The sequence below is a fragment of the Curtobacterium sp. USHLN213 genome, assembly GCF_037144815.1.
Taxonomy (GTDB): domain Bacteria; phylum Actinomycetota; class Actinomycetes; order Actinomycetales; family Microbacteriaceae; genus Curtobacterium.
Window position 1 is genome coordinate 380,345 of sequence record NZ_JBBCYQ010000003.1, and the last position, 16,175, is coordinate 396,519.

The window sequence follows — 16,175 nt, forward strand, 5'->3', positions numbered from 1 at the left end:
CCGCAAGCCCAGCTCCACCGGACGGGAGGCGCGGCACCTGCCCGCACCGCGCCTCCCGTCCCGGAACGCACGCCGTCTGCCATCCGGCGCGCGCCCCGTTCACCGCCGCGCGCCGGCCCCTCCCGACCGGACGCCCGGGTCCCGCCGGACGCGCAACACCCGGGCCGTCGGGGTGGCCCCGCCGTGGTCGACGTGCAGCACCCCCGCGTCGGCGTCCCACGAGACCTCCCAGGCCCCGAGCGCCGTCGGGAACAGCGGCGACACCTCCACCAACTGCCCCACGGGCGCCGGCAGCGGCAACGACACCGACGACGACGCCCCCGGCAACGCCCACACCGACAGGTACAGGTCCCCGTCCGGCACCTCGAGGCCCAGCGCGACCCAGCTGTCCTCCCACCCGGGCAGCCCGAGCGGCCACACCGGCAGCGCCGACGACACGTCCGCGAGCACGGTCCGGTGCGCCTCGATCGCCGCGGCCACGACCGCCAGCTGCGCGGTCGACATCTCGTTGAGGTACCCCGACAGGTACATCCGCCCGAGCACCCCGTTCACCAGCGCGAGGTCGAACAGATCGGGCGACATCGACGGCGCCGGGTACGCCCAGTTCCCCGCCTGCTCGGGGAGCATCGCGGCGGGCGCTGCGGCGGCGATCGTGGCGGACAGCACCGGGTCCTGCTGGTCCGACGTGGACTGCATGTGCAACCGGGACAGCATCGCGAAGTCGGCGCGCATCGCTCCCGAGGCGCAGTTCTCGATGAGGAGCGACGGGTAGCGGGCCTGCACGTCGTCGAGCCAGTCCAGCAGCGCCCGCTGGTGCTCGAGCTGCCCGTCGAACGACCCCGTCATCGTGTTGTCGTCCATCTTGAAGAACGTCACGCCGAGCGTCCCGACGAGCCGGTCGACGACGGCGTCGAGGTGCGCCCGGGCATCCGACGAGCGCAGGTCGAGCAGGTGCCGGCCGTGCTCCGCGACCCGCACCCCGCGGTGGTGCACGAAGGCGGACGACGGCAACGACGACGCCAACGGCGAGTGGATCCCGACGACCTCGGGTTCGAGCCAGAGCCCGGCCTGCATGCCGCGCGAACGGATGTGGTCGAGGACGGACCCGAGCCCGGTCGGGAACCGCGACGCCGCGGGCTCCCACGCGCCGACGGTGTCCCACCAGTGCCCCTCGGCGTACCAGCCGGCGTCGATGCAGAACAGGTCGGCACCGGCGTCGGCGGCCGCGTCGATGAGCGGCAGGAGCCTCTCGGTCGTCGGGTCGCCCATGAGCGTGTTCATGTAGTCGTTGAACACGAGCGGCAGCGCGTGGTCGGCGAGTCGCACGTGCCGGAACGCCCGACGCTGCCGGGTGAGCACCGCGAACGCGTCGCCGACCGAGCCGGCGATCCCGACCGACACCGGCACGGACGTGAACGGCTGTCCCGGAGCGACGACGGCGCTCCACTGGTGCTCCTGGTCGGTCGGTCCGCTCAGCAGCACGTACGCGTGCCGCCGGGTCTCCCCCAGCTCGTACAGCCACGGCCCGTTGTGCTCGACCTGCCACACGAGCGCGAAGCCGCCAGCGTGCAGCACGCCGATCGGTAACGCCTCACCGGTGGACCACGAGCCGCGGTTCTGCACGACGGCGCGGCTGCGGGGCGGGTGGTGCTGCGCCTCGCGATCGATGCGGGCGAGCCCGATCGACCGCAGCGGATCGGTGCGCCACCGGCTCTCGGCCGCCCAGTCGTTCTCGGCGTGCGTCAACGACAGCTCGTCGACCGTCGCACCGGAGTCGGTCAGGAACGCCCCGGTCGCGAAGGACGAGACGAAGTCGACGACGTGCTCGCCCTCCGGCGCCGACACCACGGTCCACGTCCGGAACGCTCCGACGCCGTCGCGCGCGCGGAACACGGACACGACCTGGAGGCGCGTGGCCGCGTCCTCCTGCACGATCCGGAACCACAGGTCGGTCCCGTCCACCGCCCCGGTCGTGTCCGCGGGCCCTGATCCGGTCCCGCCCACGGACACGGGGGCGTCGTCGTGCGACACGTACCTGAGCCGTGCGCCGATGGTGGAGTCGACGTGCCGGAACCCGCCGGGGAACCTGCCGTGGCCGACGGTGGTCAGCTCGACGAGCGGCTGCGGGTCCTCGGGGCCGTCGGCGAGCGCCCCGCCCGTCGGCACGAACGACACCAGGGCGACCGGTCGGTCCGACGCGATCCGGAACCGTGCCGAGAACCCGGGCGTGACCCAGTCGACGAACGCACTCACGGCGTCCCGGCCCGGACCGCCCCGACCGGTGCCGGCGAACTCGTCACCCAGTCCCCCAGGGTGTGGTCGTAGCAGGTGGTGTTGTCGATCGTGGAGCGGTCGAGTGCCGGTCCCGAGGTCACCCGGCGGTCGGTGCGCTCCGGGTCGGGGGCGGCCTCGGCGAGCAGCCGGGTGTAGTCGTGCTGCGGGTCGAGGATGACCGCGTCCGAGGGTCCCCGTTCGACGACCCGGCCGCGGTACAGCACCAGGATCTCGTCCGAGAAGTGCCGCGCAGTGGCGAGGTCGTGCGTGATGTACAGCACGGCGAGGTGGTCCTCGCGCTGCAGCCGCCCCATGAGGTTGAGCACGCTGAGCCGGATCGACACGTCGAGCATCGACACGGGCTCGTCGGCGATGAGCACCTGCGCCCCGGGTGCGAGGGCCCGGGCGATCGCGACGCGCTGTCGCTGCCCGCCGGAGAGCTCGTGCGGACGGCGGGACGCGAAGTCCTCGTCGAGGTTCACGCGGCCGAGCAGTTCCCGGACGCGTTCGGCGGTCTCCTCGGCACCGCGTGCACGGTGGTGGAGCTGCAGCGGGCGAGCGATGTGGTGCTCGATCGAGTGGAACGGGTTGAGCGACGCGAAGGGGTCCTGGAACACCATCTGCACGTGCCGCCGGTACATGCTGCCGACGACGGGGGTGCCGTCCTCGAGCCGGACGTCGATCGAGCCGCGCGTGGTGCTCTCCAGCTTCGCGAGCATCCGGGCGATCGTCGACTTGCCCGAACCGGACTCCCCGACGAGGGCGACGGTGCGTCCGGGCAGGAGCTCGAACGACACGTCGTCGACGGCGCGGAGGGTGGTCCGACGCAGGCCCTTCCGCGTGTGGAAGTCCTTGCCGAGGTGGCTGACGGTCACACTGGTCATCGGACGACCTCCTGGGTGTCGAGGTCCGAGCCGTCGATGCTCGCCCCGGTGCGGATGAAGTCGCCGCGGGCGCCGGACAGGCTCGGGAAGGACTGCAGCAGCCGCCGGGTGTAGGGGTGCTGCGGGTCGTGCTGGATGGTGTCGGCGGTGGCGCACTCGACGACCTCGCCACGGAGCATGATCGCGATCCGGTCGCTGATCTCGAGCAGCAGCGGCAGGTCGTGCGTGATGAACACGACCGCGAAGCCGAGCTCGTCGCGCAGGCGGACGATCTCGCGGAGGATCTCCCGCTGCACGACGACGTCGAGCGCGGTGGTCGGCTCGTCCATGATCATGACCTGCGGCTCGAGCAGCATCGCCATCGCGATCATCACGCGCTGCCGCATGCCGCCGGAGAGTTCGTGCGGGTACGCCGTGATGCGGGACGGGTCGACCCCGACCCGTCGGAGCGCGTCCTCCGCGATCGCCCGACGCTCCTTGCGGGGCATGCCGCGGCGGTGCTCGACGAGCGCGTCGTCGAGCTGTGCCCGGATCGTGGTGACCGGGTTGAGCGCGTTCATCGCCCCCTGGAACACCATCGACAGCTTCGACCAGCGGACGGCACGGAGCTGCTCGTCGCCGAGGCCGAGCAGGTCGACGTCGCTGCCGTCCCGGTCGTGGAAGGTGATGCTGCCCGACGTCACCTTCGCCGGCGGCTTGTGCAGCCGGGTGATGGCGTAGGCGAGCGTCGTCTTGCCGCAGCCGGACTCCCCGGCCAGCCCGAGGATCTCCCCGGGCGCGAGCGCCAGCGAGACGTCCTTGACGGCGTGCACGCGGTGCTCGGTCTCGTAGACGACGTCGAGGTGGTCGATGGTGAGGACGGCGTCCCGGGTCATCGGGCGACCCCCTTCCGGTCGGTGGTGGTCTCCGCGAGGCGAGCCGCGCCTCCTGGGCCGGGACGGCGGGCCGCGCGACGTGCGCGACGTTCACGCCGTCGCTGCGCACGCACGTTCGCGAGCCGCGGGTTGATGAGCTCGTCGATCGAGAAGTTGACGAGGGAGAGGCCCATGCCGAGCAGTGCGATGAGGAGCCCCGGCGGGACGAACCACCACCAGGCGCCCTGGGCGAGCGCGAAGCCGTTCTGCGCGTAGAAGAGCATCGTGCCGAGCGTCGACGAGTTCGAGGCGCCGAGGCCGAGGAAGGACAGCCCGGCCTCGCCGAGGATCGCGGCGATGACGGCGAACACGAACTGCGACGCGAGCACCGGCAGCAGGTTCGGCAGGATCTCCACCGCGATGACCCGCCACGGTCGTTCCCCGGCGACCCGTGCGGCGGACACGTAGTCCCGGTTCCGGATCGACATCGTCTGCGCGCGGAGGACCCGGGCGGACCCGGCCCACGACGTGATCGCGAGGACGATGGCGATGGTCCAGAGGCCTCGGGCCTCCTGCGGGACGAGGCCCGAGATGACGATGACGAGCGGCAGGCCCGGGATCACGAGGAACACGTTCGAGAAGAGCGAGAACGCCTCGTCCATGATCCCGCCGAGGTACGCGCCGAGGATGCCGAAGAACGCCGACAGCACCGTGGCGAGGACACCGACGATGAGACCGATCTGCAGGCTGCCCCGGGTGGCGAACGCGAGCTGGGCGAGGACGTCCTGCCCGGTCTGCGTCGTCCCGAGCAGGTTGTCGGCGCTCGGCGGCTGCATGCCCGAGTCGCGGATGGCGCTCGGGTCGCCGACGAGCAGCGGGCCGAGCAGCCCGAACAGGGCGACGCCGACGATGAGCACGATGCCCGTGACGAGCCACGGCGTCAGCGTGGGGAGGAACCGGCGGATGCCGCCCTTCGGCCGGCCACGACGAGCGGTCGCGATGCTCCGGGTGGAACCGGCCTCGGCCTCCTCGGTGAGGGCGCCGATGGTGGGTTCGGTCTCCTGTTGGATGTTGGTCATGGTCGTGTCCTCCTAGCTCCGGGCCCGGGTGCGCGGGTCGATGAGCCCGTAGAGCAGGTCGACGACGAGGTTCGCGCCGAGGACCGCCAGGGTGATGAACAGGAAGATGCCCTGCATGAGCGCGTAGTCGTTGTTCGTCACCGCGGAGAGGAGCTTCGACCCGATGCCGGGGTACGAGAACACCTGCTCGGTGACGACGGACCCGGATACGATGAACCCGAGGGAGATCGCGAACCCGGCGACCGACGGCAGCACGGCGTTGCGGGCGGCGTAGTTGCGGAGGACCTTGCCGTGCGGCAGGCCCTTCGCGAGCGCCGTGGTGATGTAGTCCTCGGACAGCGTGGACACCATCATGTTGCGCATCCCGAGCAACCAGCCGCCGAGCGAGGCGAGCACGATCGTCGCGGCGGGCAGCACGCCGTACTTGAGCGCCGACATGAGGAACTCGCCGTTGAACCCCGGTGTGAGGACGACGTCGTAGCCGCCCTGGGCCGGGAAGAGGTGCAGTCCGGTCGCGAAGAAGTACACGAGGATCAGCGCGAGCCAGAAGTACGGCACGGCGGCGAGCAGGGTGGTGGCCGGCACGAACGAGTCGAGCCAGGTGCCCGGTCGCCACCCGACGAAGGCGCCGAGGGCGACCCCGATGACGGCGGCGAGCACGGTGGCGATGCCGACGAGGGCGATCGTCCACGGCAGGGAGCTCCCGATGACCTCGGTCACCGGTGCCGGGAAGTAGCTCACCGACACCCCGAGGTCACCGCGGAACACGTTGCCCAGGTACTGGCCGTACTGGGCGAGGATCGGTTCCGAGGAGTTGCCACCGAGGAGCAGCTCGTACGCCTGCCGGGTCGCCGGGGTCACCTGCCCGCCGCGCTGCTGGAGCTTGGCGAGCAGGATGTCCACGGGGTTCCCGGGCAGGAGCCTGGGGATGATGAAGTTCAGCGTCAACGCCGCCCAGAGGGCCACGACGTAGAAGCCGATCTTGCGCAGGAAGTAGTGCATACGAGCGCTCCTCGGTCGCAGTCCTCGCCTCAGCCCTTGGCGGGCTTGAGGGCCTTGAAGATCTCGGCGTTGTCCGGGCTCGCCCAGACGGCCGGGAACGCGTACAGGTCGTCCTTCGTCGGCCAGCCGGTGAACTTCGCCGCGTGGAACTCGCTCGTCGTACCGCCGGTCATGATCGGGATGTACGGCATGTCCTCGACGACGTGCTGCTGGATGGCGTCGAGTTCGGGCTGGGTCGCCGCGGTGTCCTCCGGGTTGATCGTCGCGAGCTTCTGCAGCGCGGCGTCGACCTCGGGGTTGCTGTAGCGGGCGATGTTCATCGGGGCCGCCTCGCCGACCTTCGCGGTGTTCGCGGTCGAGTAGTAGTTGTTGTAGAGGTAGTACGGGTTCGCGGTCGGGCCCTGGCCGAGCGAGTCGATCGCGAGCTGGTAGTTGCCCTTGGTCTTCTTGTCGGTCCACTCGTTCCACGACGACTGCTGTGCCTTGAGCTCGATGCCGGCGGCCTTGAGCTGCTGCGTCATCGTGTCGATCGCGGTGATGTAGTCGGTCCAGCCGGTGACGACCTCGACCGTCAGGGACAGCTTCTTGCCGTCCTTCGCGTAGATGCCGTCGGCACCCTTGGCGTACCCGGCGTCCTCGAGCGTCGAGGCCGCGGCGTCGGTGTCGGCACCGGACGGCATCACGGCCGGCGAGACGTCCTTCGAGATCATGTCCTTCTGCGTCGTCGTCAGGGCGAACGTCGGCGAGATCTCGCTGGCGGTGTTCGAGAACGCGAGGGAGTTGAGCTGCTTGCGGTTGATCGCGTCGGCGATCGCGTGCCGCACGGCCGGGTCGGTCTGCGGGCCCGAGCAGCCGAGCGCCGTCGACGAGCAGGTCAGCAGGGCCATCTGGTTCTGGCCGACGGTGATGCCGTCGTAGCCCTGGTAGTGGCCGGGGATGTCGTCCATGTTCGGGACCGGGCCGGTCTGCCAGTCGATCGAGCCCTGCGACAGGGCGTCGGCACCCGCGGTGTTGCCGGAGAGCGACAGGTAGCGGATCGTCTTCACGGCCGGGGCACCGCCCCAGTAGTCCTTGTTCGCCTCGAGTGTGAAGGCCTGCGCCTTGAACGTGCCGAGCGTGTACGGGCCCGTCCCGACGGGCTTGCGCACGACGTCGGTGGTCGGGTCGATGTCCTTCCAGAGGTGCTCCGGCACGATCCAGGTCTTGCCGAGCAGGTTCGGGCCGAGCACGAAGGACGGCTTCGCGAAGGACACGACGACCTTGTCGTCCCCCTCGGCCTTCGCGGTGCCGTCGTACCCGATGGAGTTCAGCGCCTTGTACTTCTTGAGCATGTCGAGGGTGAACACGACGTCCTTCGCCGTGAAGGGCTTCCCGTCGCTCCACTTCGCGTCGTCGCGGAGCGTGATGCTCAGCTGGGTGCCGTCGGCGTTCCATTCGTAGCTCGTGCCGAGCAGCGGCTTCGGGTCCTTCGTGTTCACGTTCGTGATGAAGAACAGGCCCTCGTAGATCGTCCCGACGCCACCGATGTTCGACGGCGACCAGGGGTTGTAGTTGATCTGGTAGTCGCCGGACTGTCCGGTGTACGCGATCAGGGTCGACGCGGAGTCGGACGACGCCGCGGTCCCGCTCGAGCTGCAGCCGGTGAGGGCGAGTCCCGCGGTGGTGAGGATGGCCGCGGCCGCGATGGCGAGCCGCCGGGAACGGTTTGGTGTTGACATCGTTGTCCTCTCGGTCTGCTCCGTCGCAGGCCTGGTCGTTGTGACCGCGATTGTTACACGGCTAAACTAACCCGGTCAAGAGCTTGCACGACGACGTGAGGAGGCGCGATGGAGCGCACGACACTGGACGGCCACTGGACCCTCGAGGCGGTGGCCGGTCCACCGGAGGCCGATGCCCACCGCGACCCGGTGCAGGCGGTGGTGCCCGGCTGCGTGCACACCGACCTGCTCCGCGCCGGCAGGATCCCCGATCCCTTCGACGGTGACGGCGAGGCCGCGACGCAGTGGATCGGCGACACGGTCTGGCGGTACCGGCGGACGTTCGACTGGGCCGGCGGCACCGGGCTGCGTCGCCACGACCTCGTCGCGGACGGACTCGACACGCTCGCGACGATCGAGCTCAACGGCATCGTCGTCGGCACCACCGCGAACCAGCACCGCTCGTACCGGTTCCCCGTCGGACACCTGCTCCGACCGGGGGCGAACGAGCTCGTCGTCACGTTCGACGCGCCCGTGCCCGCGGCCGTCCGGCTCTCCGAGCTGCACGGCGGCGAGCTCCCACACGTCAACCACCACCCGTACAACGCGCTCCGGAAGAACGCGTCGAACTTCGGCTGGGACTGGGGCGTCGACGTCGCGACGAGCGGCATCTGGAAGTCGATCGGCATCGAGTCCTGGAGCGGCGTCCGCATCGCGGCCGTCCGCCCCCTCGTCGACGTCGACGGCACCACCGGCGTGCTCACAGCGCACGTCGACGTCGAGGTCGCCGGCTCCTCCGGCGCCTTCTCGCAGGCCATCGGCAGCGCGCCCGTCGCCTCCGCGGGTGGTGACGCGGGTGCCGGACTGGAGGCCCGGATCACCCTGGCACCGCACCACGCGTCCGCAGCGCACCCCGGTTCCGACACCGCGCCTCCAGGCCGCGACACGGACACCGAGGACACCGCCGGTCGGGTCGTCGGCGCGCGCCCCGTCGCGACCGGCCCGGATCGCACGACCGGCTCCGCCGTCGTGCGGCTCGAGGTCCCGGACGTCGCCGTCTGGTGGCCGCGCGGCCACGGTGACCAACCCCTGTACGACGTCCGGGTCGAGGTCGGCGACGACGTCTGGACCGGCCGGGTGGGGTTCCGGACCGTCACCCTCGACACGGCTGCCGACGCCGGTGGCGCGCCGTTCCTCCTGCGCGTCAACGACCGGCCGGTCATCGTGCGCGGGGCGAACTGGATCCCGGACCACGCGTACCTCACCGAGATGACGGCCGAGCGCTACGCCGAGCGGATCGACGACGCGGTCGAGGCGAACGTCAACCTGCTCCGGATCTGGGGCGGCGGGGTCTACGAGTCCGACGACCTGTACGACCTGTGCGACGAGCTCGGGATCCTCGTCTGGCAGGACTTCCTGTTCGCCTGCGCCGCCTACGCCGAGGAGCCCTGGCTGGCCGACGAGGTCGAGCCCGAGGTCCGCGAGGCCGTCACCCGCCTCAGTCCCCACCCCTCGCTCGTGGTGTGGAACGGCAACAACGAGAACCTCGTGGCGTACGCCGAGTGGGGGTGGCGGCCGTCGCTCGTCGGTCGCACCTGGGGCAACGGGTACTACCGTTCGCTGCTGCCCGCGATCGTCGCGGAGCTCGACCCGACCCGGCCGTACACCCCCGGGAGCCCGTTCTCGTTCGACGAGTACCTGACGCCGAACGACGAGCGGAACGGCAGCGTGCACATCTGGGACGTCTGGAACACGAAGGACTACACCGCCTACGCCGGCTGGCAGCCGCGGTTCGTCGCCGAGTTCGGGTTCCAGGGGCCGCCCGCGTGGTCGACCCTCACCGCGGTGGTGCACGACGAGCCGCTCGACCCGGACGGCCACGAGATGCTCGTGCACCAGAAGGCGCACGAGGGCAACCGGAAGCTCGCCGACGGCATGCGCGGGCACCTCCCGGCGCCGACGACCATCGAGGACTGGCACTGGGCCGCGCAGCTCAACCAGGCGCACGCGATCCGCTTCGGCATGGAGTGGTTCCGGTCCCGCACGCCGGACAACACCGGCATGGTCGTCTGGCAGCTCAACGACGACTGGCCCGTGGTGTCCTGGGCACTCGTCGACCACGCCGGGCACCGGAAGCCGGTCTGGTACGCGGTCCGACAGGCCTACCGGCCCGTCCTCTCGACCGTGCAGCCGACGCCCGTGCCGGAACCGCACCCGTGGGCTCCGGCCGCCGAGGTCGCCGCTGCCGCAGCCGCCCGGGACGCCGCGGGGCTGGACGTCGTGGTCGTGAACGCCGGCGGTGCGCCCGTCACCGACGAGGTCGTCGTCGAGCGCCGCGCGTTCGACGGCGCGGTGCTCGCGACGACCACGGCGACCGTCCCGGTCGACCCGGCGGACGCGGTCCGGATCACGCTCCCCGCCGAGGTCGGCAGGCCGGACGACCCCACGGTCGAGGTGCTCGTGGTCACCGGGTCGGCGTCGGGCCGCAGCGTGCACGACTTCGCGGAGGTCGTCGACCAGCGCCTCGGTCGTCGACCGTTCTCGGTCGACGTCGCGGCGACGCCGGAGGGAGCGCGGGTCACGGTCACGGCGACGGCGTACGTGCGGGACCTCGCGCTGTTCCCGGACCGGGTGGTCGCCACGGCCCGGGTCGACGAGGGGCTGGTGTCGCTGCTACCCGGCGAGTCGGCGGTGTTCGAGGTCACGCGCGCGGCGGGCATCGACGTGGAGGCGTTGGCCGGGCCCCTGGTGCTCCGGCACGCGGGCGACCTCCTGCCCTGAGGCGTGGACGGGCCGGGCGCGTACCCGGCCCGTCCGCCCCGGTCAGTCGGTCGCCTGCACCTCGAGCACGAGTGCGGTCCCCGGGGCCAGCGCGGGCAGCCGCACCCCCACGTCCTCGAGCACCGCGCCGGACAGCTCCACGCTCCCCCGCTCGATCCACGGCGTCCGGGTCACGTCGACCCCCTTCGGCACCCGGAGCCCCGTCACCGGTGCGACCCGGTACCGGCGCTCCCGGTCGAGTCCGCGCAGGCGCAGCGGCACGGCCAGGGACCGCGGCCCCGTCACGGTCCGGGCGACCCGCACGAGGGCGCGCGACCGATCGCGCGCGACGACCGCCGTCGTCGCGAGCCCGGGGTCCCCGAGCTCGACGTGGTGCAGCCGCCCGGAGTGCAGCAGTCCCCGCTCCCGCTTGTAGAGCGCGGTCCACTCCCGCAGCCGGTCGAGCTCCGCGGGGCTGCACCGGGTGACGTCGGTCTCGATGCCGGCGCTGCCGAAGAGCGACACCGCCATCCGGAAGTCGAGGTCGAGGTGCCGCCCGGTGGTGTGCGACACCTCGGGGCCGACGTGCGACCCGATGAGCTCGAGCGGCAGCAGGAGCTCGGTCCACCGCTGGATCGGCAGCCGTTCCATCGCGTCGTTCGAGTCCGAGGCCCACACCCGGTCGGCGCGTTCGAGGACGCCCAGGTCGACCCGGGCGCCGCCGGACGCACACGCCTCGATCTCCAGCCAGGGGTGTCGGCGACGGAGCTCGTCCATCACCGCGTAGGCGCCGCGGGTGTGCGCGTCGAGGCCGACCCGGCCGGCGTGCACGGTCTGCACGACGTCGCGGTTCTGGTCCCACTTCACGAAGTCGACGTGGTGCGCGCCGATCACCGCCGACATCCGGTCGAGCACGTGCTCGCGGACGTCCGCGCGGGCGAGGTCGAGCACGTACTGGTGCCGCCACGTCCGGGTGCGCCCGGGGTCCTGCAGGAGCCAGTCCGGGTGGTCGACCGCGAGCTCGGACACCGGGCTCACCATCTCCGGCTCGAACCACAGCCCGAAGTCCATGCCGAGCGATCGGACTCCGGCGACGAGCGGGCCGAGGCCCTGCGGCCAGACGTCGGCGTCGACCGTCCAGTCGCCGAGGGCCGTGGTGTCGGAGCGGCGCCCGGTGAACCAGCCGTCGTCGAGGACGAACCGTTCGACACCGACGTCTGCAGCGACCCGCGCGAGTGCGAGCAGCGGCTCCAGCTCCTGCCGGTAGTAGACGGCCTCCCAGGTGTTCAGCACGACGGGACGCGGGGTCCGTGGGTGCCCGGGGCGCGCGCGGAGGGAGTCGTGGAGGCGGGCGGCGACCCCGTCGAGCCCGCCGTCGGTCCAGACGAAGACGGTGTCGGGCGTGGTGAACGTCTCGCCCGGACGGAGCACGACCTCGCCCGCGCGCAGGAGCTCCCCCGCGCCGAGCACGGGACGGGCCTCGGCGAGCTGGTCGTACCGGTGCACGGAGTCCGCGCTCCACGCCGGGTGCACCGCCCACAGCTCGCCGGTGGTGTCGTCGAACCCCGGGGTCCCGAGCACCGTGAGGGTCGGGGCGTCGTGCCCGGTCCGCCCCCGACGGCTCTCGCGCACGTGCACCCCGTCGGTCATCGCCCGCCGCTGCGGGGTCCGCTCGCGGGTCCACCGTCCGGCGAGGTCGAGCACCTCGGCGGCACGCTCCCCCACCGGCAGCACCGCTTCGAGCGCCTGCACCTCGACGTCGGCCGTGCCGCTGTTCGTCAGCGCGTGCCGCACCCGCAGCACCCCGGCGTCGTCGAGGGCGAACTCGCTGTGCAGCGCCACCTCGTCCGACGCGGCGTCGACCACGAGCAGCTGTCCCTCGACGTGCACGACGACGTCGCGCCACTCCGGTACGAGCGGACGACCGCCGACCTGTCCGGCGATCCCGGGCCGCCCCTCCCACCCGTCCTGTTCGGTGGGCAGGATCGTCACCGGCCACGGGGCGTCGAACGCACTCGGTGAGACCGCCCGCGCGACGGCGAGCACGAGGTCGTCCGCGTCCTCCGGCACGACCTCGCCGACGTCCCGCCCCCAGTGCAGCACCTCGGGCAGGCCGTCGACACGGGTCGCGACGACGACACCCACCCCGGCCGCGCGCAGCGCGTGGACGCGCGTCACCGCCGCCGGCACGGCTGCCCGCGCCTCCTCACCGTCCACGACGGTCATGCCGTCGCCTCCTCGAGGAGCACGCGGACGCCGCCGGCGGGCACGACGGTCTCCGGGCCGTGCCCGGAGCCGTCGAGCAGGTCGGTCCCGGCAGCCGACAGGACGACGTCGTCGATGCGGTGGTTCAGGAGGAACAGGATCCCGGTGCCGTCCTGCCGGACGCGACGCACTGCCTCCAGGCCTGGAGGCGCGATGACGGTCCGCGCGATCGCTCGCTCCTCGACGATCCGGTCCACGATCCGTTGCACCCCGTCCGCGTCGAGCATCGCCGAGACGTACCAGGCGCCGCCACCGGCGGCGCGGCGTGTGACCGCGGGGCGGCCCGCGAGCGGCCCGTCGACGTGCCGGAGGACGACGTCGGCGTCCTCGACGACCACGTCCTCCGCCCAGTCGGTGACGACCGTGCCGTCGTCGAGCAGGACGCGCTCGTCGCGCTGCAGCGGGGTGAACTCCTCCGACCACACGCCGAGCACGTCGCGGAACGCACCCGGGTAGCCACCGGTGCGGACCCGCGCGGTCTCGTCCACGATCCCCGAGGCGTAGGTCACCAGGAGCGTCGCGCCGTGCTCCACGACGGCGCTGATCCGCGCCGCGGACGCGTCGTCGACGACGAAGAGGGTCGGGAGCACCACGACGTCGTACCCGGACAGGTCGGCGTCGAGCGGGACGACGTCGGTCAGGACCTGGCGGCGCCAGAACGCGGTGTGCCAGGCACGGAGCTCGTGCCTGTACCGGAGTCCCCGGTGCGGCTTCAGCCCGGACTGGAGCGCCCAGCCGGACGCCTCGTCCACGACGATCGCGACGCGGGCACGCTCGACCGGGGCGCCCTGGACCGGCCCGAGGGCGCGGAGTGCGCGGCCGAGGGCGCAGACCTCGCGCCAGACGCGGCTCCGGGTGCCGGCGTGCGGGACCATCGCGGAGTGGAACTGCTCGGCGCCGGCGGTCGACGCGCGCCACTGGAAGAAGAGTGCGCCGTCCGACCCGCGTGCGACGTGGGCGAGCGAGTTGCGGAGGATCTCGCCGGGTTCCTTCGCGCGGTTCCGCTGCTGCCAGCTCGGGCCCCCGGTCGAGTGCTCCATGAGCAGCCACGGACCGCCGTCGCGGGTCATCCCGCGCATGCGGTCGGCAGCGGCCGCGAGGTCCTCAGCGCGGTCGGGGTCGTCGACCAGCGTGTAGTGGTCGTTCGCCGGGATCGCGACGTGTCGCGCCCACTCGGCGTAGTCGACGACCTGGGAACCGGCGCCCACCATGAAGTTCGTCGTGACGGGTGCCGCGGAGTGCTGCTCGATGACGGCCTTCTCGGCCTCGAAGTGGGCGAGGAGCGCGTCCGACGAGTAGCGCTCGAAGTCGAGGGCGAGCCCCGGGTTCGGGGCCCCACCGACGCCGCGCGGCGGGGAGACCTCGTCGAACGACGTGTAGGTGTGCCCCCAGAAGGCGGTGCCCCACGCGGTGTTCGCTGCGTCGACGTGGTCGTACCGCGCGCGGAGCCAGCGCCGGAAGTCGGCTGCCGAGACCTCGCAGTAGCAGCGGCCGTTCCCGCCGCCGAGCTCGTTGCTCACGTGCCAGAGCCGGACCGCGGGGTGCTCCCCGTACCGTTCGGCCAGGGTGCCGGCGATCCGGAGCGCGTGCTCGCGGAATACCGGCGAGGCCGGGCACCAGCCGAGCCGGCCACCGGGACGCTCGCGGCGTTCGGTCGCGTCGACGGGCAGGATCTCGGGGTGCGCCGTGAGCAGCCAGTTCGGCGGGGCGGCGGTCGGTGTCGCGAGGTCCACCGCGATGCCGTTGTCGTGCAGCAGGTCGAGCACGTCGTCGAGCCAGTCCCAGGTGTACTCCCCCGGTGACCGCTCGAGGAGCCCCCACGAGAAGACCCCGACCGTGACGAGGTTCACACCGGCCTCGCGCATGAGTCGGACGTCCTCGTCCCACACCGAGCGCGGCCACTGCTCGGGGCTGTAGTCACCACCGAACGACAGGTCCTCGGTGGGCCAGGGCACGGAACGAGCAGGGGTCACGACATCTCCTTCGACGGGTGGACCGGACCAGCATCCCGCCCGTCGAAGGCGTTTGTCAACTCGGGTAACTAAGTCAGAAGCGGAGGAGCCGGCGGACCGCGAGGACCGCGGCCGCACGCGCCCACTCGGAGAACTCGAACGGTTGCACGACGATGGTCACGGCGGGCTCGTACGGGCGGAGGCCCTGCCAGAACGCCGCGTCGACCTCGGCGCGGGCGAGGTCGTACACGGGCAGGCCGTCGCCGGTCAGCACGATGGACTCCGGGTCCACCAGCGTCACCACCGTCGACAGGAGGACACCCAGGGCCGTGCCGGCGTCGCGGAGGGCCTGGAGCGCCTGCTCGTCCCCCGCGCGGGCCAGGTCGACGACCGCGTCGTACCCGGCGTCCTCGTGTCCGGCGTTCCGCGCCACGATGGAACTCGGCAGGTAGCTCGACACGCAGCCAGCGTGCCCGACCCCGCAGTCCGGACCGCCGCCGTACACGGGCAGGTGCCCGACGCGACCGAACCGACCGTGGGCGCCCTCCGACACCTCGCCGTTCGTGACGAGCCCGAACCCGACGCCCGCCCCGACCGTGACGAGTGCCATCGAGGTGACGCCCGCGCCGGCACCGATCCAGTGCTCCTTGGCCGTGAGCGCGTCGACGTCGTTCACCGTGAAGGTGACGAGCCCCGTCCGGCGCTCGAGCATGTCCGACAGTGGGACGTCGCGCCAGCCGAGGAACTGCGACACCTCGACCAGGGTCACGCCGTCACGGGTGACCACGTCGCCGGGCACCGAGACGCCCAGCGAGCAGATCGCCGGCGACGCGGCCCGGAGCCGGTCAACGACCTCGCCGACCTGGGCCACGAGCGCGTCGGGCGATGCGTCGCGCAGCACTTCCTCGTGCAGAGCGAGCACCCGTCCCGCGAGGTCCGTGACCGCCGCGTACAGGCGGTCCTGCGTGAGCTTCACGCCCACGAACTCCCACACGCCCTCGCTCGTCCGGAGGAGCTCCGACGGCCGACCGGTGGCGCCACGCACCCCCGTGCCGACCTCGATCACGAACCCGTGTTCCTGGAGCGTCCGCACGGCCCGCGTGAGACTCGCCCGCGAGAGGCCGAGCGACCGGGCGATCTCCGCACGGGAGAGCACACCGTGCACGAGGATCTCGCGCAGGGCGGACCTCGTCGCATCGGTCAACACCGGCCACACCGGACCCGGGTCGATCGCTGCTCGATCGAGCTGCTCGGTCATCGGTCCCCTTCGTTCGTCGGCCGATCATAACGCGCCGGGAAACGCAGAAAACCCCTGACCACGTGGTGGTCAGGGGTTCCCTGGTATTCGTAACGTTGAGTCCGGCGGCGTCCTACTCTCCCACAAGGTCCCCCTTGCAGTACCATCGGC

The 16,175-nt window shown here is 72.0% G+C and carries 10 protein-coding genes; 1 reads left to right on the plus strand and 9 read right to left on the minus strand.

All coding sequences use genetic code 11. The features are described from left to right. Window positions 1-99: 99 nt before the first annotated feature. Genes WFH25_RS06390 through WFH25_RS06415 form a run of 6 tightly spaced genes read right to left on the minus strand, consistent with a single transcriptional unit; the run spans window position 100 to window position 7,811 of the window. The gene (locus WFH25_RS06390) at window positions 100-2,253 is read right to left on the minus strand and encodes a glycoside hydrolase family 36 protein (protein ID WP_336697160.1); all 2,154 of its coding nucleotides are present in this window, start codon (window positions 2,251-2,253) and stop codon (window positions 100-102) included. After that, window positions 2,250-3,158: an ABC transporter ATP-binding protein gene (locus WFH25_RS06395; protein ID WP_071296610.1), complete on the minus strand. Its 909-nt coding sequence runs from the start codon at window positions 3,156-3,158 to the stop codon at window positions 2,250-2,252. The genes WFH25_RS06390 and WFH25_RS06395 overlap by 4 nt, the downstream gene beginning before the upstream one ends. Next, complete coding sequence (locus WFH25_RS06400; protein WP_336697161.1) at window positions 3,155-4,033, minus strand: ABC transporter ATP-binding protein; 879 nt, start codon at window positions 4,031-4,033, stop codon at window positions 3,155-3,157. Before WFH25_RS06400 ends, WFH25_RS06395 begins: the two co-directional genes overlap by 4 nt. After that, the gene (locus tag WFH25_RS06405; RefSeq protein ID WP_336697162.1) at window positions 4,030-5,091 is read right to left on the minus strand and encodes an ABC transporter permease; all 1,062 of its coding nucleotides are present in this window, start codon (window positions 5,089-5,091) and stop codon (window positions 4,030-4,032) included. The genes WFH25_RS06400 and WFH25_RS06405 overlap by 4 nt, the downstream gene beginning before the upstream one ends. 12 nt (window positions 5,092-5,103) lie before the next feature. Then, window positions 5,104-6,093, minus strand: a complete 990-nt coding sequence (locus WFH25_RS06410; protein WP_336697163.1) for an ABC transporter permease — start codon at window positions 6,091-6,093, stop codon at window positions 5,104-5,106. Between the two features lie 29 nt (window positions 6,094-6,122). After that, entirely contained in the window at window positions 6,123-7,811 is a 1,689-nt protein-coding gene (locus WFH25_RS06415) for an ABC transporter substrate-binding protein (RefSeq protein ID WP_336697164.1), read from the minus strand. A 108-nt stretch (window positions 7,812-7,919) separates the two neighbouring features. Here WFH25_RS06415 and WFH25_RS06420 point away from each other — a divergent pair, with 108 nt between their 5' ends. Further along, window positions 7,920-10,571: a glycoside hydrolase family 2 protein gene (locus tag WFH25_RS06420; protein WP_336697165.1), complete on the plus strand. Its 2,652-nt coding sequence runs from the start codon at window positions 7,920-7,922 to the stop codon at window positions 10,569-10,571. Between the two features lie 42 nt (window positions 10,572-10,613). Here WFH25_RS06420 and WFH25_RS06425 read toward each other — a convergent pair whose 3' ends face one another. The 3 genes from WFH25_RS06425 to WFH25_RS06435 all read right to left on the minus strand — a co-directional run bounded on the left by WFH25_RS06425 (window position 10,614) and on the right by WFH25_RS06435 (window position 16,025). After that, window positions 10,614-12,776 carry an alpha-galactosidase gene (locus WFH25_RS06425; protein ID WP_336697166.1) on the minus strand — a complete coding sequence of 721 codons (2,163 nt, stop codon included), beginning with the start codon at window positions 12,774-12,776 and terminating at the stop codon, window positions 10,614-10,616. Continuing rightward, a complete protein-coding gene (locus tag WFH25_RS06430; RefSeq protein WP_336697167.1) occupies window positions 12,773-14,788 on the minus strand; it encodes a beta-galactosidase in 2,016 nt (671 codons plus the stop codon). Before WFH25_RS06430 ends, WFH25_RS06425 begins: the two co-directional genes overlap by 4 nt. Before the next feature lie 73 nt (window positions 14,789-14,861). Next, window positions 14,862-16,025, minus strand: a complete 1,164-nt coding sequence (locus tag WFH25_RS06435) for an ROK family transcriptional regulator (protein ID WP_336697168.1) — start codon at window positions 16,023-16,025, stop codon at window positions 14,862-14,864. Window positions 16,026-16,175: the final 150 nt, after the last annotated feature.